This window comes from Peribacillus sp. SIMBA_075, assembly GCF_046534585.1.
In genome coordinates this window covers 16449-34703 of sequence record NZ_JAWRYN010000001.1, presented here as the reverse complement: position 1 = coordinate 34703, position 18255 = coordinate 16449, and the positions used below count along the sequence as shown (strand labels likewise).

At 40.3% G+C, this 18255-nt stretch carries 21 protein-coding genes; 7 read left to right on the top strand and 14 right to left on the bottom strand.

Annotated features, from left to right (window positions below):
- The first annotated feature begins 41 nt into the window (after positions 1-41).
- Both SB775_RS00185 and SB775_RS00180 read left to right on the top strand, forming a co-directional pair.
- The gene (locus SB775_RS00185; protein WP_375166246.1) at positions 42-389 is read left to right on the top strand and encodes a hypothetical protein; all 348 of its coding nucleotides are present in this window, start codon (positions 42-44) and stop codon (positions 387-389) included.
- A 282-nt stretch (positions 390-671) separates the two neighbouring features.
- Positions 672-1178, top strand: a complete 507-nt coding sequence (locus SB775_RS00180; RefSeq protein ID WP_061462243.1) for a YkyB family protein — start codon at positions 672-674, stop codon at positions 1176-1178.
- A gap of 64 nt (positions 1179-1242) precedes the next feature.
- Here the strand turns inward: SB775_RS00180 and SB775_RS00175 are convergent, their stop codons facing one another.
- The 3 genes from SB775_RS00175 to corA form a co-directional block, all read right to left on the bottom strand.
- Positions 1243-2148, bottom strand: a complete 906-nt coding sequence (locus tag SB775_RS00175; RefSeq protein WP_410860205.1) for a chemotaxis protein — start codon at positions 2146-2148, stop codon at positions 1243-1245.
- Positions 2149-2392: 244 nt separating this feature from the next.
- Complete coding sequence (locus tag SB775_RS00170; RefSeq protein WP_410860344.1) at positions 2393-2524, bottom strand: RDD family protein; 132 nt, start codon at positions 2522-2524, stop codon at positions 2393-2395.
- Positions 2525-2886: 362 nt separating this feature from the next.
- Positions 2887-3852 (bottom strand): magnesium/cobalt transporter CorA, encoded by a 966-nt coding sequence (corA, locus tag SB775_RS00165; protein ID WP_410860203.1) that lies wholly within the window; start codon positions 3850-3852, stop codon positions 2887-2889.
- Between the two features lie 158 nt (positions 3853-4010).
- On the opposite strand from corA, the gene SB775_RS00160 reads away from it, so the two are divergent.
- Positions 4011-5153 (top strand): aminotransferase A, encoded by a 1143-nt coding sequence (locus tag SB775_RS00160; RefSeq protein WP_410860202.1) that lies wholly within the window; start codon positions 4011-4013, stop codon positions 5151-5153.
- Positions 5154-5255: 102 nt separating this feature from the next.
- On the opposite strand, the gene SB775_RS00155 is transcribed toward SB775_RS00160, so the two are convergent.
- The 8 genes from SB775_RS00155 to SB775_RS00120 all read right to left on the bottom strand — a co-directional run bounded on the left by SB775_RS00155 (position 5256) and on the right by SB775_RS00120 (position 11308).
- Complete coding sequence (locus SB775_RS00155; protein ID WP_061462238.1) at positions 5256-5621, bottom strand: hypothetical protein; 366 nt, start codon at positions 5619-5621, stop codon at positions 5256-5258.
- A gap of 65 nt (positions 5622-5686) precedes the next feature.
- Positions 5687-6589, bottom strand: coding sequence for an NAD(P)-dependent oxidoreductase (locus SB775_RS00150; protein ID WP_410860200.1), 903 nt, complete (start codon positions 6587-6589; stop codon positions 5687-5689).
- A gap of 6 nt (positions 6590-6595) precedes the next feature.
- Positions 6596-7381, bottom strand: coding sequence for an SDR family oxidoreductase (locus tag SB775_RS00145; RefSeq protein WP_410860199.1), 786 nt, complete (start codon positions 7379-7381; stop codon positions 6596-6598).
- A 317-nt stretch (positions 7382-7698) separates the two neighbouring features.
- On the bottom strand, positions 7699-9417 hold the full coding sequence (gene ptsP, locus SB775_RS00140; RefSeq protein WP_410860198.1) for a phosphoenolpyruvate--protein phosphotransferase: 1719 nt from the start codon (positions 9415-9417) through the stop codon (positions 7699-7701).
- Positions 9417-9683, bottom strand: a complete 267-nt coding sequence (locus tag SB775_RS00135) for a phosphocarrier protein HPr (protein ID WP_061462235.1) — start codon at positions 9681-9683, stop codon at positions 9417-9419. Before SB775_RS00135 ends, ptsP begins: the two co-directional genes overlap by 1 nt.
- Before the next feature lie 208 nt (positions 9684-9891).
- Positions 9892-10677, bottom strand: a complete 786-nt coding sequence (locus SB775_RS00130; RefSeq protein ID WP_089362360.1) for an ABC transporter permease — start codon at positions 10675-10677, stop codon at positions 9892-9894.
- Positions 10677-10982 (bottom strand): ATP-binding cassette domain-containing protein, encoded by a 306-nt coding sequence (locus SB775_RS00125; protein WP_410860343.1) that lies wholly within the window; start codon positions 10980-10982, stop codon positions 10677-10679. Before SB775_RS00125 ends, SB775_RS00130 begins: the two co-directional genes overlap by 1 nt.
- Complete coding sequence (locus SB775_RS00120) at positions 10979-11308, bottom strand: ATP-binding cassette domain-containing protein (protein WP_410860197.1); 330 nt, start codon at positions 11306-11308, stop codon at positions 10979-10981. The genes SB775_RS00125 and SB775_RS00120 overlap by 4 nt, the downstream gene beginning before the upstream one ends.
- A 185-nt stretch (positions 11309-11493) precedes the next feature.
- Here SB775_RS00120 and SB775_RS00115 point away from each other — a divergent pair, with 185 nt between their 5' ends.
- Positions 11494-12318, top strand: coding sequence for a thermonuclease family protein (locus tag SB775_RS00115; RefSeq protein ID WP_089362496.1), 825 nt, complete (start codon positions 11494-11496; stop codon positions 12316-12318).
- Between the two features lie 636 nt (positions 12319-12954).
- On the top strand, positions 12955-13449 hold the full coding sequence (locus SB775_RS00110; protein ID WP_410860196.1) for a sigma-70 family RNA polymerase sigma factor: 495 nt from the start codon (positions 12955-12957) through the stop codon (positions 13447-13449).
- Between the two features lie 44 nt (positions 13450-13493).
- On the opposite strand, the gene SB775_RS00105 is transcribed toward SB775_RS00110, so the two are convergent.
- On the bottom strand, positions 13494-13688 hold the full coding sequence (locus SB775_RS00105; RefSeq protein WP_061462231.1) for a hypothetical protein: 195 nt from the start codon (positions 13686-13688) through the stop codon (positions 13494-13496).
- A gap of 446 nt (positions 13689-14134) precedes the next feature.
- On the opposite strand from SB775_RS00105, the gene SB775_RS00100 reads away from it, so the two are divergent.
- Both SB775_RS00100 and SB775_RS00095 read left to right on the top strand, forming a co-directional pair.
- Positions 14135-14311, top strand: coding sequence for a YkvS family protein (locus tag SB775_RS00100; RefSeq protein WP_064505160.1), 177 nt, complete (start codon positions 14135-14137; stop codon positions 14309-14311).
- 198 nt (positions 14312-14509) lie between these two features.
- Positions 14510-15127 (top strand): hypothetical protein, encoded by a 618-nt coding sequence (locus tag SB775_RS00095; RefSeq protein WP_410860195.1) that lies wholly within the window; start codon positions 14510-14512, stop codon positions 15125-15127.
- A gap of 51 nt (positions 15128-15178) precedes the next feature.
- Here the strand turns inward: SB775_RS00095 and SB775_RS00090 are convergent, their stop codons facing one another.
- Complete coding sequence (locus tag SB775_RS00090; RefSeq protein WP_410860194.1) at positions 15179-16219, bottom strand: YkvI family membrane protein; 1041 nt, start codon at positions 16217-16219, stop codon at positions 15179-15181.
- A 297-nt stretch (positions 16220-16516) separates the two neighbouring features.
- Positions 16517-18211, bottom strand: coding sequence for a M3 family oligoendopeptidase (locus SB775_RS00085; protein ID WP_410860193.1), 1695 nt, complete (start codon positions 18209-18211; stop codon positions 16517-16519).
- Between the last annotated feature and the right edge of the window lie 44 nt (positions 18212-18255).

Below are 18255 nucleotides of genomic sequence, written 5' to 3'. Positions count from 1 at the left end.
AATCCATACTATGTAAAGAATTAGAGAAAAGGAGGCTAATTATGCAAGTACAGCATTTTCCTTACTACCACTATCCACAAACCATGATGCTACAGAACGAATACAGAAATGCATATGGGAATGAATATGGACCTGAATATTGGAATGACGAGCGCTTCTTTCCTTTCTTTCCTCTATTGGCGCCTGTAGCTTTTGTTGCAGGATTGGCAATTGGACCGTTGCTATTCAATAACCGTCCACCAGTCTACGCTCCATATCCTCCCCCATTTCCACCCGCTTACCCTCCTTATCCTGCTTACCCTGCTTATCAAGGTTTTCAGGGCTACCAGCAACAACAATTCGGCGCACAGGCTGGAGTATCCGAAAATATCAATATATACACTAGATAAGGATTGGACAGAAGGCGTCATTAAACGCCTTCTTTTTCTTAGCTTAAAAGGCATCCGATTGAATTTTACTTCCTTATATATTTTGAAGTGGTATAATATGAAATGCATAGATGGTAAAGTGTTGGGAAATGATTGTCATAGCCTAGGTATGTACATGCATTAATTTTTAACTATTTCTTGCCTTATTGGCACACGTCTATATTTCACCCATTATAAAAACAGGTTTTTATTGAAGGAGTTTGCAATGCCCTTCTAACCTTATTAAGAAAAGGAGTTTCCATAATGAACCAAACGAAAGGACATTCTGAAAGGGATGAGTTTTCGATTAACTCCCTTGCCCAAGCCGTGTTTATTGTTAATAAGCACGCAAAAACTGCGTTGGAGCCTAAAAATTTATATAATTTGAAACGGCTCGCATTAAGCAAGCTTATGCAAGAAGGAAAAGCGAAGAAGATAGGACTTCATTTCTCTGATAACCCTCGCTTTGCAGCACAACAATCCGACGTGATTGTCGAATGCGGATCATATGTTTTTCATCTGCCTCCCACTAAGGAAGATTTGAAAAAACTACCTCACCTCGGCAGCCGGGCAGCATCCATACGTAATCCTAAAGCTGCGTTGTCATTATCCAAGGCCAAACAAATCCTGCAATCTTACGTTGGACAAGCAGGTGAAAAACAACCGACCCCAACCAATACCGAGAAAAGGGCTTACGGGCGTGGGTCGGTCAAGCAACCTTTTCACAATCCATTCCCATCCTCCTTTTTAGGAAAAGGTTCCAAGTATTAAGTATGAATTCCGGATAAATCAAACGGGCCGTGAGGTAATGCCTCATCGGCCCGTTTTCACACATTTATAATATAAACCTGTCTATCAATTTTATTAGCTCAGCAATTTCGGGTTTGCTGATTTGGGCGTCAGCCCCTACGACCTGCCCTTTATGACGCAGGCTGTCCGTAATCAAGGAAGAGAAAATAATCACCGGCAATACTGCGAGTTCACCGCTTTCCTTTATTCTTTTAGTCAAATGATGACCATCCATTTGGGGCATCTCAATATCGGTAATCACAAGTTGCACTTCTTTTTCGGCCACTTTTCCTGAATCAATCAAATTCTCCAGATAATTAATTGCATCAAGTCCATTTTCATAAAACTCCAAGTACTTGAATCCAGCTTCCGACAATGTATCAAAAAGCAGCTTTCTCAGTAATGGAGAATCTTCTGCAATCAGGATTTTCTTATCTGAGTTTTGTCGGCTACCGAGCTTTTTAACCTGCTGGATGTTTATTCCCGATTCCGGATTGATTTCGACCACTATTTTTTCAAAATCGAGTAACAGTACCATTTCGCTTTTTAATTTTATTACTCCGATAATCTGACTTTCAAGCCCTTGATACATATCCGAAGGCTTCTCTATTTGAGACCAGGAAATACGATGGATCTGTGTTACAGTGTGAACATGGAAAACCACTTTTTGCTGATTGAATTCAGCGACTATGAATTTATCCTGCTCAGGGGTTTCAGATGGCGGAAATCCTATAGCATCCGCTACACTCACAACCGGCAGGACTTCTTCGCGAAGCTCAATGATCCCCTCCACATTTGGATGGGAATGAGGTACAAGCGTGATAGGAACAGGATTAATGATTTCTTTCACCTTAATTACGTTAATGCCGAATCTATTTTTACCGATGCCAAATTCCACTATCTCCAGCTCATTTGTACCACTTTCCAGTAATATCCCTTTATTAGTTTCCATTTCATCTCGCCCTTCTCTTACTTTTTATAATTCCCTAAATCATTTAACCAGCATAAAAATCCTGCTTGTCAGTTACATGGACCTATCATGTTTTTTTATCATCAACACATACCTAATAATTCGGTTAATTTTGTCTTTTGTTTAGCGCAATGATAAAAAAGGATCAAGATGTGTTTATCTATTAAGGCCAAACAAAAAAGGGACCCATACAGGTCCCCTTTTTACCCAGCTCATTTTTTTACCATTACCGTTCCGCAATCATATCGTGAAGTGCCTGTTTCTTCGACGTAACCGCTGCCATGATATAACCAATATAAATGATCATACCTGATAGGATCGTTGCAAAATAACGCCCTGCAGCCCTTCCAAACCCGATTCGTTCTCCATATAAATCCGTAACTTTAATATTCAGGAGTATTTTACCGACACTCCCTTACCATTTAGAGGAATACAACAAACTATAATAAAGAAAGCTAAGCATGGTAAAAATAAAGGCTCCATTGTCTTTTCCTCTAATTCCATCAAAAAATACTCATAAAACCGATAAGATTCCAGCAGGGTTTCCTATTATAATTCCATCAATGATATTCGCGCTAAAGCGTAACCAAAATCCAGCATACAGCCCGCTTTCCTCTGGACTGTCAACAGCCGAAACTTCCATTTCAACACCTAGCACTCATAAATTCGGTATTTTTCCCATCATATAACTAACAGGTCAGTTGGGTATTTTTAGCTCTTTCATGACCTTTTCCTTGGATTGAGCCAACCTTTTTTAACAAAGTATAAAAACATCATCAAGGCAATTCCGCCCATCATTCCGAGGATGAGGAAATAGCCATAGTGCCAATTCAATTCCGGCATATACTTAAAATTCATCCCATATACGCCTACTATGAAGGTCAGCGGCATGAAAATGGTAGTGATTACAGTCAATGTCATCATCGTTGAATTCATATTATTAGAGTTCACCGACAAATAACTATCCCGGATATCGGAAGAGAAATCCCGATAGGATTCCAGCATTTCAGTTAATTTAAGAAGATGATCATACACATCATTAAAATATAGGTGCTGGTCTTTTAAGTAATTCAGCCGCTCTGATGAAATCATCCTGTACAATAAATCACGCATCGGTAATATGGTACGACGGAGCCTGGACATATCCGTACGTAAATCGAATAGCTGATCCATCAAGTCGTTTATCGTTTCATTTTCAGTATTGTCCTCAATGTTACCCAACTCGCCTTCTATTTTATAGACGGGAGGGAAAAATTCATCAACAATCCTGTCAATTATCCTGTGCATCAAGAAAAAGGGACCATGCTTCAACATTTTATTGTCAGAAATCTCTTCCCAGACCTTTTCAAGTTCAAGCATTTCTTCCTTATGAAAAGTGACTATCCATTTTTCGCCAACGAACATATCCAATTCAACCGCTCTAAAGGTCTTTTGCGTGAGAGCATGTATTACAAGAAATTGGTAGTCCTCATAAAAATCCATTTTGGGACGTTGGTTAAAATCATCCTGGCAGTCTTCAATTGCCAGCGGATGAAAGTGAAAATGACTGGATAAAAGTTTGATTTCATTGCTTGTGGGATTGGAAAAATCCACCCAATACCACTCGATATCCGGATTATTCATTTCTGTTAGAGGTAAACCGAAACTGATTTCTTGGTTAGCAGTAATTGCACAAGTCCTTATCATTTGTATCAACCCTCAAAATTTTCTTATCATTCATTATACCTTTAATTCAATAATCTCAAAAAGTATTTCTCCCCCATCCAAACTAAATGATAAAATAGAATGAATCCGTCAAACATAGTACATAATCTCATGAAGTATGAAAAGGGAGGATATTCATCATGGAACATTTAATAAACCCTTTAGTAAAAGACGTTCAAATATCAGGGATCCGTAAATTCTACAATATGGTCGCTGATATCGAAGGCACCATTTCCTTAACGATAGGACAGCCTGACTTTCCCACTCCAATGCATATAAAAGAAGCGGCAAAAAAAGCCGTCGATAATGATTATACTGTTTATACTCACAATGCCGGTTATCTGGAATTAAGGGAAGCTGCCTCTGAATATATAAAGGATAAATACAAGCTTGGTTATGATCCAGCGAATGAAGTCATCGTGACCTCAGGTGCCAGCGAGGGCATTGACATTACCTTTCGAACGATTCTCATTCCAGGGAACGAAGTCATATTACCAGGGCCGGTATATCCAGGATACGAACCTATCATCAAAATGTGCGGTGCAACACCCATTTACGCCGATACAACAAAAAATGGATTTCGTTTGACTGCAGATATAATTGAAAAGTACATAACTGATCAAACTCGTTGCATCGTTCTTCCATATCCATCGAATCCGACTGGGGTAACATTGTCTGCAGAAGAATTATTGGACATTGCCGAACTTGTAAAGGGCAAGGACATCTTCATATTGGCTGATGAGATATACAGTGAACTTGTATTTGATCAGGAACATGTATCGATTGCCACTTTCTTAAAAGAACAAACCATCGTCCTGAACGGTTTATCCAAGTCCCATTCCATGACCGGGTGGAGAATAGGCCTTCTATTTGCGCCGGTAGCCATCTCTCAGCATATTCTGAAGGTCCATCAATACAATGTGACTTGTGCCTCCTCCATATCGCAGAGAGCTGCCTTGGCTGCATTGACGGCAGGTAAGGATGATGCCATTCCCATGAAGACCGAGTATGCACGGAGACGGGATTACGTATACAGTCGATTAGAAGCGATGAAACTGGAAATAGTCAAACCAAATGGTGCCTTTTACTTCTTTATAAAGCTACCTGAGGGCTATACCTCTTCCATTGACTTTTGCCTCAATCTTGTCAAACAGGAGAGAGTGGCGGTAGTCCCTGGTGACGCTTTCTCTCCACTTGGGGAAGGGTACTTTAGGATTTCCTATGCCTATTCCATGGAAACATTGGAAAAGGCTTTGGACCGTATAGAAGCATTTTTATCTTGAGCGACTCGGACAAAAAAAGTGGCCTTCAATGGAATGATTGAGGGCCACTTTCCTATTCTCAAAGATTTCAGGCTACTGATGGTTTTTCACCAGGCCGGACAACTAATACAATCTCCGTAAAAAACGAATTTCCCGATATCCTTCCTCTTTATTTGTCGTGGTAAGGCTCACTTCAACGATGGAACCGAGTAAGTCAGCCATCACTTCTTCAAATTCCTTTGCGGAGCGCGGCTTAGAAAGACCTAAACTTTTCAACTCGCGCATTAGGATCTGGAAACCGGCATTCGTTTCGATATGACTGAATTTCACCGGCAAGATTAGCGGACTTTCATTCATTAATTTCAGATCCCAACGAATGGGCTTTGTTTGGTGAATGGTTTTTTCGCGTTTATAACCTTCAATCCTGACAATATATCGACCATCTTCTAATTCCTGGAATTTCATGTTGATATCATCGAATTCGCCCATATCGATCGCTCCTTTTTATAAAGGCTGTCGCTATCAGCTTATTCATGAAAAAGAAATGCTAGCACTTAATTATAGTGTTTATATAATGCCTGGGTACCGCTATTTTCCTCGCCAGCTTCTGCCAGCCCCTCATATAGGGATTTGCTCAGGCTTAATCCAGGAGCCTCCATTCCCATTCTTTCCGCTTCGTCAAGTGCAATCTTCATATCCTTAATAAAATGCTTGATATAAAAACCTGGTTCAAAATCCCCTTTGACCATTCGCGGCACAAGGTTGGACAGTGACCAGCTACCGGCAGAACCCGATGATATGCTTCTTAGAACCCGGTCTGGATCCAATCCCGCCTTTTTGGCATAAGAAATCGCTTCAGTTACTCCGATCATATTAGATGCAATGGCGATTTGATTGCACATTTTCGTATGCTGTCCTGACCCAGCTGGGCCTTGATGTACAACATTGCTGCCAATAATATCAAAAATGGGCCGAACCACTTCAAATGCCTCACTATCCCCGCCCACCATGATCGTAAGCTTCGCATCACGAGCACCGATGTCTCCTCCGGAAACCGGTGCATCCAATGATTGCATTCCTCTTTTCTTGGCTTCCTCTGATATTCTCATGGCCAGGGATGGAGTGGAGGTCGTCATATCGATTAAATGGGTTCCTTTTTTCCCATTCTCGATAAGCCCATTTTCTCCAAAATAAATTTCCTCCACATCGCTAGGGTATCCTACCATGGAAATGATCACATTAGCTAACTGTGCTATTTCCTTAGGTGAAGATGCCCACTTCGCGCCCTGTGAAAGCAATTCACTTGCCTTCTCTTTCGTCCTGGTATAAACAAATACCTCAAACCCTGCCTTTAGCAGATTTACGGCCATGCTTTTTCCCATAACTCCTAAACCTATGAATCCGATAACTTCGTTTGATTTCGTCACTGCAAATTCCTCCCAATCATTTTGTTTCAAAAAACCTTAAATGGACTTTATCATTCCCCCGTCAACCAAATAGGACTGGCCGGTTAAATATGTATTCGCACCTGAAACAAGGAAAGTAACGAACTTAGCAAATTCCTCGGGTTCCCCGTAACGGGCAAGAGGGATTTTATTTAAGGATTGTTCAGTTATTTTCTCGGGAGTGACGCCTTGTTTCTCTGCATTCATTTTATCAAGGTGCTGAATGCGGTCTGTTGCAATTCTTCCAGGACCGACTGTATTGATCAAAATCCCGTCTGGAGCTAACTCGGAAGCAAGCGTCTTTGACAATCCCACGATTGCGGTGCGGAATGTATTCGATAATATCAATCCTGGAATTGGCTCCTTAATGGATGAAGATGCAATATTAACAATTTTTCCGCCCTGTTTTTTTAGATGCGGCAAGCTCTCACGGATCGTCCTGATGAAGCTTAATAAATTAAGTTCAAAAGATTGTTGCCATTCTTCATCATTGAAATCTGAAAATGCCCCACCGGGAGGACCTCCGGCGTTATTAATAAGAATGTCGATACCGCCGAACTCCTCAGCTGTTCGTTCAACAAGGCTTTTAATATCTTCAGCTTTTGTTATATCCGTTGCCATATAAGCCACTTTACCCGCCCCAAGCTGTGATAATTCCCTTTGGACGGCGGCAAGCTTTTCTCCATCACGGCTGGCTATCATGACATTTGCTCCTTCTTTAACCAGTTCAGCTGCCATCGCCTTCCCCAAACCTTGGCTTGAAGCTAAAATCAAAGCATTTTTCTTTTTCAAATGTAGTTCCATATACTATCAATCCTCCATTTTCAATATATAAATTATAATTCCATTATATCGTCATAATCGAAAAGTGAAAAATTTGAATAATCATTCCCGTGTTTTTTTATTTCCCTTGGAAAAACTCAAAAAAACTGCCGGTTGGATTAACCAACCGGCGACAAAGGGGGAAATGAGAATGTCAGCTGTCCTAATAGAGCCAAACAACTGTGCTTGCTTCTTATTTACCCCCATTTTGTTGCAATAAACATTCTTTCTAAAAAGATTTAAGAAAAATTACAGGACAGCACCCCAACCAAAGGGGATGGGGTGCCGTTTGTCATTATTTATTGCTTCAAAGCGTTAATTACCGCTTCTTTCACATTATCATTCGTATCCAGCACTAAAACTTCTTGAGATAGTTTTTTCATCTCTTCAAGTGAAAGTTGGCTGATTAAAGAACGTGCTTTTAAAATAGAAGTGGCACTCATTGAGAATTCATCAAGGCCCATTCCGATCAAGATCGGGATGGCCACTTCATCTCCAGCCATCTCACCGCACATTCCGGCCCATTTCCCTTCTTTATGAGCTGCATCTATAACCATTTTAACCAGGCGTAAAATCGCTGGATTATATGGTTGGTATAAATAAGATACTCTCTCATTCATTCGGTCAGCGGCCATCGTATACTGAATCAAGTCATTGGTGCCTATGCTGAAGAAATCGACTTCTTTAGCAAATATATCAGCCATCACTGCAGTTGAAGGGATTTCAACCATAATTCCGACTTCTATTTTTTCAGCAACTTGAACACCATTATCAAGCAATTCCTGTCTAACTTCAGCCAAGACGGCTTTTGCTTCGCGGAATTCGCCTAGTGTCGCAATCATTGGGAACATGATTTTCAAATTTCCGTAGATGCTTGCACGAAGCAGGGCACGGAGCTGTGTCCGGAAAATCTCCTGCTCATTTAAGCAGAGGCGAATCGCTCGGTATCCAAGGAAAGGATTCATTTCCTTAGGAAGCTCTAAATACGGCAACTCCTTGTCTCCGCCTATGTCAAGCGTTCTGACGACTACAGACTTTCCTGACATTCCTTCCAGCACCGCTTTGTATGCCTCGAACTGTTCTTCTTCACTTGGAAAGTCATTTCTGCCCATATAAAGAAATTCCGTACGGTATAACCCGATGCCTTCACCGCCATTTTGATGAACGCCTTCTAGATCTTTCGGCGTACCAATATTTGCAGCCAATTCCACATGATGTCCATCTTTTGTAACCGTTTGTTCATGGACCAGTTTCGCCCACTCAGCCTTTTGCAAAGCATAGGCTTCCTGGTCCTCTTCGTAGCGTTTTACGAGTTCAGGAGTAGGGTTGATGTGCACTTCACCTTTTAACCCGTCAATAATGACCAAGTCACCATTTTCGATGGACGAGGTTACTGACTTTGTCCCAACGACTGCTGGAATTTCCAATGAACGCGCCATTATGGCTGAATGGGATGTACGTCCACCGATATCGGTCGTAAAACCTTTGACGTAAGCCGGATTCAACTGTGCTGTATCGGATGGAGTCAAATCCTCCGCAATGATGATCACTTCTTCAGCAATCATGCTTGGATTTGGAATATGAACACCTAAAAGATGTGATAATACCCGTTTGGTGACGTCTCGGATATCTGCTGCACGTTCCTTCATGTATTCATTATCCATTTGTTCAAACATCGTAATGAACATGCTTGCGGTTTCATTTAAGGAGAACTCAGCGTTGACGTTTTCTGATTGTATTTTATCCTGAATTGGAGTTATAAGTTCCGGATCAGCCAAAACAAGCAGGTGCGCGTCAAAAATAGCGGCCTTATCGGCCCCTAAGTCCTTTTCGGCTTTATCCCTGATTATCTCCAATTCAACTGTTGACTTTTGAATAGCATCCTTAAAACGGGATATTTCGGCCCCGACATCTTCTATGCTTCTTTTTTCAATCGATAGATCTGGCTCAGTCAGCCGGTAGGCTTTAGCGATGGCTATTCCGTTTGAAGCTGCTATTCCACTAATCAAAGTGGACATTATTCTGCTAATCCTTCTCTGTTCAATGTTTCAGCAAGTGTGTTCAGTGCATCATTTTCATCGCTTCCTTCAGCAGAAATCGTAATCTCTGCCCCTTTGCCAATTCCTAGTGACATTACACCCATAATAGACTTAAGGTTCACTTTTTTCTCTTTATAAGAAAGGTTTATTTCTGAATCGAATTTTCCTGCAGCTTGTACAAGCAATGTAGCCGGACGAGCATGAATTCCTGTTTCTGCAGTTACTGTAAATGTTTTTTCTACCATATAAATCAATCTCCTTTAAGATAAATTAACAAAATTAGATTATGTAAGGGACTTTCTCTATCCAATCAGGAAAGAAATGAAAAAACCCTTTTCCTTATCAGAATAGCATTATCATTCCCAACAAACAAACCAAAACTATCTGGTACCTAAAAAATAGTACAAAAATATAGATAGAACTGCAACTATTACTTTTCAGATTCTTCAATGATTAAATGGACAGCTGTGCATTTTTGGTGAAAAAAGCTCTGAAACTCAGCATAATGAAAAGGACAACTGTTAATGAAACACTCCCGAGAATCCCAATAAGTATGGCAATCTGGTATTCAATTGCGATGAGCGGGCTTATCCCCGACAGGATTTGTCCTGTCATCATTCCGGGAAGGAAAATAATCCCCATTCCGAGCATATTGTTCAAAGTTGGGAGTACTGCCGAATCGAATGCAGCATCCACATATTTCTTCACGGCCCTCGCTGGTGTCGCTCCAAGCATTAACATCGCTTCTACCTTTTCGCGATTACTGCTAATCCCATCATGGAGGTTTTTAAGCGCTAATGTCACTCCAGTCATCGCATTCCCCACGATCATCCCTGCTATTGGAATGAAATACCTTGGCTCATACCAAGGCGTGAAATGGATCACGACCAGATTAAAATAAAACAGGGCAGCCATGGGACCTGTCAACATACTTAGGATAACCATCCTTTTGATTTTCCCATTAAGCGTATAGGGCACTTGCTTAAAAATATTATGGATGGAGAACAGAGCCATTGCACATAGAAACCCTATAGAAAGTAAAGGGTGGGGATTTTCAAAGATATATGTCAAAACGTAACCGGCAAGAATGAGTTGGACCGTCATCCGTATCGTGGCTAGAATGATTTGCTTTTCCCTTGAAATCCCTCGCCATTTCACGATAATGAGCAGAACTACAACAAAGAAGTAGGCCGCACAAAGACGCCAGAACTCAATATCTATTATCCCATTCCCCTCCATTAATAGTCACTCCCCTTCACCTTTTTCAGAACGATCATCTTTTCAGCACAGATGTCCGCAAGTTGTTTTGAATGCGTTATCATGATGACCGTTCCTTTTTCCCGTTTTACTTCTTCTAAAAATCGGCTCATGATCCTCAGTTCGGTTTCCTCATCAAGAGCTGCTGTCGGCTCATCCAGTAAATACACTTCGGGTTTCAATAAAAGTAACCTCGCCAGTGCGAGCCTCTGTTTCTCCCCGCCAGAAAGATTCCCCGTTCCCTCGTCTAATGACTTCTGTAACTCGACGGTTTCAAGCGCCTTCACCAATTCGGATTTTTCCTTTTTTTCCGTTCTGTCAATTCCAGGCCCAGCTGGAGATTTTCTTCAATCGTTCCGGGTAAAGTGAACGATGTCTGAGACAGCATTGTGACTTTACGCCGGAGCTCTATTGGGTTGAATTTATCCAGCAACTGATCTTGATAATAGATCGAACCGCTATCCGGGTCATCCATCCTGTTCAATAATCGGAGCAATGAGGTTTTTCCTGCTCCGCTTTCCCCAGTCAAACAAGTAACCACACAAGCGGATATTTCCAACTCATCAATATGCAGAATCCCTTTATACCTAATATTTTCAAGCCTAAACATCATTTTTCACGCCTGCCTCTCATATTCCACCCTATCATTATAAGAAACTATCATGATAGGGAGTAGCGATCCATGTAAAAATTTTTATGATTTTTCATTTTCTTTCCCTTTTTTATAGGTTAGTATTATTCCTGCCGAATATATCCATGACGGACATGGAAAACACCTTTGAAATGGAGGAACTTATCATGAACAAAAATTCCTTTTTACATTCTTATCTGTATGTTTTTTTCCTTACTGCCATTTGCCTGATCTCTTTGTCTGGCTGCCAGGCCGCATCAGATAACCTGATTAATGAATCCAAACAGGATAATTCGTTGGTAAATGAAGACATCCAATCCAAAACGGATTCTTCCAAAGAAGAAAAAGGCAAGACATTCACAGCCAAGATCGTCAGGGTTGTTGACGGAGATACAGTAAAAATCAAAATGACTAACGGAAATGAAGAAACGGTCAGGCTCCTTTTGGTAGATACCCCGGAAACCGTGCACCCTTCCAAGCCCGTTCAGCCTTTTGGACCTGAAGCAAGCAAGTTCACCAAGGATTTAATGCCTGCTGGTTCTAAAGTGGAAGTAGAAACCGGCATTGGTGAAAGAGATAAATACGGCCGGCTGCTTGCCTATTTTTATGTTGATGGAAAAATGGTGAATAAGCTCCTGCTTGAAAAAGGACTGGCCAGGGTAGCCTATGTATATGCACCGAACACTAAATATCTTGATGAATTTGAAGATATTCAGAAACAAGCCCAAAAAAACGAAATCGGTATATGGTCAATTGAAAACTATGCAACTTCAAGAGGGTTTGATGATTCGAAGTCAGGGGAAAAATCAGAGGAAAAAACCACTGTGAACTCATCTTGCAGTAACCCCAAAATTAAAGGCAATATAAATTCTAAAGGCAATAAAATATATCACATTCCTTCGGGCCAATATTACGAAATAACTAAACCAGAAGAAATGTTTTGTACCGAGCATGACGCACAGGATGCTGGATTCCGAAAATCGCAGAGTTAACAAAAATAATGGTTTTATCAATATGCCCACTTTGGAAATTGCAATAGAAATGTTCAGGGGGATACATAATGAAATACAACAGGGATGAAGCTTGTCAGCTTTTCTCCCCCACTTCCTGGTTTTTTTCAATATAATAAAAGTGCCCAATATAGATAATGAAAGCCGAAATGGGACATGCCCGTTCTCGATATCAGCCTCCGTGGAGTAACCCAGTGTTATCTTGAGCTCCATGTGAACGGAGACTTTGAGCTATTGCTGACGTTTATACTAAATGATGCTTGCGAGGAAAAGTATCTGTAAAAGAAAAGTACATCATCTTCATATGAATATAGGTTTAACTTGAACGAAAATGAAAACGAGAAGGAGTCACCATTAAAGAACTTAAAATCTTTCGAAGAAGAATTGGCACATCCACTATCCGGATGTGTTTTTCTTTTGGTCATCCCCACGCTCAAAACACTTTCAATACTCCCGAATCTCCCTTTTCCTTTCAATTTAGTTTCTGGTTCACGCCGGATAACCCACTTTTCATCCCATACATTTTTCCGTTATGCCATTTCGCAATAGCCGAACGGATCATTTATGGTAGAAGCACCCGGGAATACTGAAAGTGCACTTTCTAAAGGTAGCTGCTCAATGGATGATTTCTCAGCTCTAAAGACTGAATTCACCCCTATGATCCATCATATTATCCGTTCACTTTCCATCTATAAAAATCAGGAAGAATATTTTCAAGTAGGATTGATTGCTTTATGGGATTCATTTAGAAGTTTCAATAAGGAATACGGACAATTCTCTAACTATGCCTACACAGTAATCAAAGGCAAAATCCTGAATGAATTGAAGCATCATCATAAATATGAAGCCCAAAGCAAACCATTTGATTCCACCATACTAGAGATTAAAGATCCTTTTTCAATGCATGAAGAGGCCTTCGCCATCGAAAGCATCTTACACTATACTGAAGGCTTGACATTGAATCAGCAACGCTGGCTTTTGCAAACCTACCTGAAGAATAAAACAGTGACTGAAATTGCTGAGTTATATCAAGTCACTACAGCATCTGTAAAATCGTGGAGAAAGTCCACTTTAATTAAATTAAGGAAGCAAATGATTTTCCACTGTAAATAATAATAGGGTGGCCCAGTCATGAGCCACCCCAATATATCCGGGCATTAACTTCTCGCTTCTTCTAAATACGTATAAATTATCACACCGTTATGTTGAGCATTCCCCCGAAAATGTTTAAAGTCGTCCCTTTTTACAAGAACCTCACGAAAAGCTAAAAATTCTTCCTTTGTTATCCTGAATTCATCCATTTCCCGATTTGCCAGTTTATCGAGTACATCTTTTGCTTCTTCAGCATTCATAATATTATCCTCCTTAATTATCAAATGTTCTATCCATATTCATACAGGAGAAATTCCGTTTTCATTTTATCATAAACATGCCGCTTAATATAAATCGGAATTTTTTAAGGCCCTCTTGCTACATTATTCTTTACGAATGCTTTAAAATAGTGCAAACTGTATAGTAAAATATCATAATGTAAAATGTTTGGCATTTTTTGTACATAGGATTACATACTGGTATGCATAACTATGCTCTCAAGATATACCAAATTATGCCACATCATTACAACTGCTCCATACAAGAATTGCACCTCCTTTAACAGTTTAGCTTACTGTACCGACAGAAGAGAATCTAATTCTCTTACTTGCACTCCCCACGTCAATATCTAAACGGCAAGATGTTCGAATAATCCAATTACTCCATAGTTTGATCATTGGAAACGAAATGGGAAAGGATGATTACCATGAAGAAAGCGGAAGTTGGAAATATCATTGAATTTAGAGAAGGCTTAAAAGGAATCGTCGAGAAAGTGAACGAGAACTCAGTAATCGTGGACGTCACGTATATGGAAAATTATCGTGATTTGGAACTTGAACAGAAGACAGTCGTCAACCATAAAAATTATAAAATCATAGGATAAGTCAATTTTAAACAAACGGGATGGTTTCTTAATGACCATTCCGTTTTCACTTTTTAGAAGCATGCCAATTCATTCTCCTGCTTTTTTGTAACAATATTCACTCCATACCGTCTATTTCATTAAAGGTCCTGCATTTGTGATTGCGGGGATATCTATTATATGAATTTTTATTTCTATCAGAGAGATGAGGGAAAAGAAATGGCTAGTTGGGCACGTTCTATTGGCTGTGCCGCATTCGCCGCTTTGCTGACTGGCTGCGGTATGACCACAGACAAAAATGCAGATGGGCCACAGGGAGATTCAGTAAACGAGGAGAACGAAGGCAATTCTTCTCAAGGTGGCAATGACGGAAACAACAACAAAGTAAGACTGATGGAGCAAAACCTGCAATATACAAGTAATGGGAAAGAAATAGAAAAAACAGCGTTCTTAAAAAGAAGTGATAATCAACCGTTCAGCCTCTATGTTTTGCAACAATTTAAATTAAGTGCCGAAGAACCTGGAAAGGATATTATTTTCCTGACTGAGGATGACTCCATTTATATGAGAATCGAATTGTTGACAGCGGATGTCAATTGGGATGAGGTGGAAGAAAATGTCCATACCCAGCTGAAAAGCCATTCAAAAACGATTAGGGATCCGGCACTTGATATAGAGAACGGCGCGGGATTTGAAGTCGAAAGTGGGGATGATGTGATCACTTCCATATTGCTCAAGGATGAGAAAGCACCCGTCCGCTTAACTATTTTCACGAAAAAAGATATGGATTTCCGGGATGCTTTTCTAGAAATGGCTAAGACGCTTATGAAAGGATGAACCCCCATTTCCCCTGGGACGGAGGGCAAATATCTTGCCCCCCGTACTTCATTACTTCTTTCCTGCCTTGCTTTTCCAGACCAGAATTAAAAAAAGCAGGCTTATGTATCCAAAAATCGGATAAATGTATCCTAATAACCTTCCATATCCGAATTCACTAATGATCAAAGCTATTAAAAAAATTACAGCTATGATTAGCATGCTTGGCAATTTGATATAATTGCTGATTTGCCTTTGTAATCCATATATGTTTCCGATGACCGAAGTGAATATCTCCCCGTAGATCACCAAAATGAACATCCAATATAATTGACCGGCTGCCGTTCTCATAATAACTGCCGAAGGAATTTCATAACTATTCACGTCAGGAAGTGTCATAAGTGAAAAATGCCCCGATAATAAAATGATGGTTAGGAATATCCCCCCAAGGATTGCTCCATGTTTAATGACCTTCTCATCTCGGACTTCATATGCCACCGGAACCAGCACAGCCTGTGCCAAAGCAAGATTAAAGGCTGTATAGGCAAATGGTGACAAAATCACTTTCAAGGTAATCATTTCATCGGGAACTTTAGTAAGGTTCTTGAAGAAATCCCCATTTCCCAAAGTCGAGAAAAAAAGGATCAAACTAAAACAGATCATGATTGGTACTACAAAAGAGTTTACAGTGAATACCCCGCGCATACCCATCATCAAGACCAAGGATGCCAGGATGATCGTAGACCAGCTTCCTATACTTTTCGGAACGCCAAGTTGTTCCTCGAAAACGGCGCCTGAACCGGAAATCATGACAGCCGTCACCCCTAGCAGCATGATAAGGAAAAAAATATTGATGATTCCTGCTATTTTCTTTCCAAAAAGAAATTCATTGAATTCCTCATAAGAAGATGCTCTGATTCTTGCGGAAATGAGCATGATTTTCGTTCCAGTAAAAATGAAAATATAACCTGCTATTAAAATACCAATAAAGCCATAAAAGCCATAACGGGTAAAAAACTCGACAATCTCTTTTCCAGTTGCAAAACCTGCACCGACGACTGTGCCTACATATACCGCTGCAATCTGAAAAATCCCTGACCACCTTGACAGCATACTCTCCCCTCCTCCCTACATTTATATGTAAGGAAGGGACATTTAAGACAAGCCAAGCAATATTCCTTATGTCAGCTGTTTTTTACCATGACTTAAAGGCATTAAAGAAAAAGTTCTCTCCATCATTGCACCCTATTCACCTCTTATGCATTTCCCTAAGGCTAAAAGCAGTTGATTTGTATGTGCCCTGCCTAACTTCCTGAATGTGATGAAAGATTAAAAACGCTTAAGGAGTAATTCTCAAGCGTTTTTTTAAAAGCATTCAATTTATTACCGTATCATATAAAATCTCATCTTTTATAATGCTTTATCATCGACAGTTGAAAGCCATTCGTCTATCACCTTTACAACGGACTGAACAGTACCTTCAACAAATGGGGATTTCAAATTCGCAGATTCAATGAGACCAAGGAAAGATTTGCTGCCTCCAAGTTGGCACAGGTTCAAATAATCCCTCCAAGCCGTTTCATCTTTTTCAGCCGACCTTTTCCAAAACTGGAAAGCGCAAATTTGAGCCAATGTATAGTCGATATAATAAAAAGGTGCCTGATAAATGTGGCTTTGCCGCTGCCAATACCCACCATTCTCCAAGAATTCATTCCCTTCATAATCACGATGCGGCAAATATTCCATCTCGATCTTACGCCAAGCCTGCTTTCTTTCAATTGGGGAGGCATCAGGATTCTCATAGACAAAATGCTGAAATTCATCAACGGCTACCCCATACGGGAGAAATGTAAGTGCACCACTTAAATGGGAAAACTTATACTTTTCCGTATCTTCCTTAAAAAATAGCTCCATCCATGGCCAGGTTAGAAATTCCATACTCATCGAATGGATTTCACACGCTTCATAGGTAGGCCAATAATACTCCGGAATGTCAAGATTACGGCTGCGATACACTTGGAAAGCATGGCCTGCCTCATGTGTTAAAACATCTATGTCCCCTGAAGTCCCGTTGAAATTTGAAAAGATGAATGGAGCTTTATAGTCTTCTATAAAAGTACAGTAGCCCCCGCTTTCTTTTCCTTTCTTCGCCACAAGGTCCATCAGGTCATTATCGATCATAAAGTTGAAAAACTCATTCGTTTCAGGTGAAAGCTCTTGGTACATCTTTTTCCCATTTTCGATAATCCACTGAGCATCGCCTTTTGGAAGGGCATTACCCGTTCTGAAATGAAAATTCTCATCATAATAGTTCAAATTCTCCAAGCCAAGCCGTTCACGCTGACGTCCCTTCAGCCGGGTTACAAGCGGTACCACTTCTTCTTTCACCTGCTTGCGGAAAGCAGCAGCCATTTCAGCATTATAATCAGTCCTTGTCATTCGATAATACCCAAGCTCCACGAAGTTTTTATAACCTAGCGCTATCGAAATCCCATGCCTCACCTTGACAAGTTCATCGAATATACGATCCAAATCCTCCTGCTTTTCTTCAAAGAAACCGTAATATGCCTTACTTGCATTTTTCCTTAACTCACGGTCCGCCGACTCCATAAAAGGCTGAAGCTGCGCAAGTGTTAGCTCTTTTCCATCAAAGTGAATTTTTGCAGAGGCAATTAATTGCGAATATTCACTTGACAATTTATTTTCTTTTTGCAGTTGCGGTATGATTTCGGGCGAAAATGTTTTAAGCTGTGCCTCTGCCAAGTCAAATAGTTGATTTCCCCATTTCCCCTCAAGCTCCTGACGATATTTCGAGCGGACGAGTTCTTTGTAAAATTTTGATGTTAACTCTTCCATTTCAGGGGAGAATTCATCTAAATAATCATTCTCCGCTTTATAAAATTCATCATTGGTATCAATGGAATGTCGAATATAGACCAAATTAAACATCGTACCCACATAATTTCGAATTTCACTTATTTCTTCCATGGATTTTATTTGTGCAGCAGCATTTTCAGCTTCCGTAAACTTTTCCAAGGCCTTCATGAACCGGGTTTTAATCTCATCCATTTCAGGACGTCTATACTCATACTCATTAAATTTCATATATACACATACACTCCTTTTCACGATATAACAAGATTTTTTTT

What these genes read in the sequence shown, in the direction of transcription:
- SB775_RS00185 (WP_375166246.1), top strand. Translation starts at nt 42, where the DNA reads ATGCAAGTACAGCATTTTCCTTACTACCACTATCCACAAACCATGATG.
- SB775_RS00135 (WP_061462235.1), bottom strand. Translation starts at nt 9,683, where the DNA reads ATGGTAGAAAAAACATTTACAGTAACTGCAGAAACAGGAATTCATGCT.
- SB775_RS00115 (WP_089362496.1), top strand. Translation starts at nt 11,494, where the DNA reads ATGAACAAAAATTCCTTTTTACATTCTTATCTGTATGTTTTTTTCCTT.
- SB775_RS00090 (WP_410860194.1), bottom strand. Translation starts at nt 16,219, where the DNA reads ATGCTGTCAAGGTGGTCAGGGATTTTTCAGATTGCAGCGGTATATGTA.
- corA (WP_410860203.1), bottom strand. Translation starts at nt 3,852, where the DNA reads ATGATAAGGACTTGTGCAATTACTGCTAACCAAGAAATCAGTTTCGGT.
- SB775_RS00105 (WP_061462231.1), bottom strand. Translation starts at nt 13,688, where the DNA reads ATGAATGCTGAAGAAGCAAAAGATGTACTCGATAAACTGGCAAATCGG.
- SB775_RS00120 (WP_410860197.1), bottom strand. Translation starts at nt 11,308, where the DNA reads ATGATGTTTAGGCTTGAAAATATTAGGTATAAAGGGATTCTGCATATT.
- SB775_RS00160 (WP_410860202.1), top strand. Translation starts at nt 4,011, where the DNA reads ATGGAACATTTAATAAACCCTTTAGTAAAAGACGTTCAAATATCAGGG.
- ptsP (WP_410860198.1), bottom strand. Translation starts at nt 9,417, where the DNA reads ATGTCCACTTTGATTAGTGGAATAGCAGCTTCAAACGGAATAGCCATC.
- SB775_RS00085 (WP_410860193.1), bottom strand. Translation starts at nt 18,211, where the DNA reads ATGAAATTTAATGAGTATGAGTATAGACGTCCTGAAATGGATGAGATT.
- SB775_RS00180 (WP_061462243.1), top strand. Translation starts at nt 672, where the DNA reads ATGAACCAAACGAAAGGACATTCTGAAAGGGATGAGTTTTCGATTAAC.
- SB775_RS00175 (WP_410860205.1), bottom strand. Translation starts at nt 2,148, where the DNA reads ATGGAAACTAATAAAGGGATATTACTGGAAAGTGGTACAAATGAGCTG.
- SB775_RS00130 (WP_089362360.1), bottom strand. Translation starts at nt 10,677, where the DNA reads ATGGAGGGGAATGGGATAATAGATATTGAGTTCTGGCGTCTTTGTGCG.
- SB775_RS00145 (WP_410860199.1), bottom strand. Translation starts at nt 7,381, where the DNA reads ATGGAACTACATTTGAAAAAGAAAAATGCTTTGATTTTAGCTTCAAGC.
- SB775_RS00110 (WP_410860196.1), top strand. Translation starts at nt 12,955, where the DNA reads ATGGATGATTTCTCAGCTCTAAAGACTGAATTCACCCCTATGATCCAT.
- SB775_RS00155 (WP_061462238.1), bottom strand. Translation starts at nt 5,621, where the DNA reads ATGGGCGAATTCGATGATATCAACATGAAATTCCAGGAATTAGAAGAT.
- SB775_RS00095 (WP_410860195.1), top strand. Translation starts at nt 14,510, where the DNA reads ATGGCTAGTTGGGCACGTTCTATTGGCTGTGCCGCATTCGCCGCTTTG.
- SB775_RS00100 (WP_064505160.1), top strand. Translation starts at nt 14,135, where the DNA reads ATGAAGAAAGCGGAAGTTGGAAATATCATTGAATTTAGAGAAGGCTTA.